The following is a 231-nucleotide window of genomic DNA, read 5'->3' as shown; positions in this document are numbered from 1 at the left end:
GCCAGACTGCGGCCGGCGTAGCGGATGACTGCGCAGGACCGGGTCCGGGTCCGGAGCCTGCGTCGGGGCTGACGGTCGTCTCGACCGGCCCGAGCGGCAGGGAGAACGACGGCAAGACGCGGCCCGCGGTAACGCCAATGCCGGAGCCGAAGTCGGTGAACAGGCGGACGTCCTTGCTCATTGTCGGACACCTACTTATACACAAAGCTGGTGTGGGGCGAATAGTTCTCA

Annotated in this window: 1 protein-coding gene; it reads right to left on the bottom strand. The window is 66.2% G+C overall.

All coding sequences use genetic code 11. The features are described 5' to 3' along the window. Positions 1-181 (bottom strand): hypothetical protein (locus tag KVT38_RS34370; RefSeq protein WP_217598164.1); only part of this gene is annotated, 181 nt, incomplete at its 3' end. Between the last annotated feature and the right edge of the window lie 50 nt (positions 182-231).

Source organism: Cohnella sp. GbtcB17 (assembly GCF_019091135.1).
Lineage (GTDB): Bacteria > Bacillota > Bacilli > Paenibacillales > Paenibacillaceae > Cohnella.
This window is presented reverse-complemented; position numbering and strand designations above follow the sequence as displayed.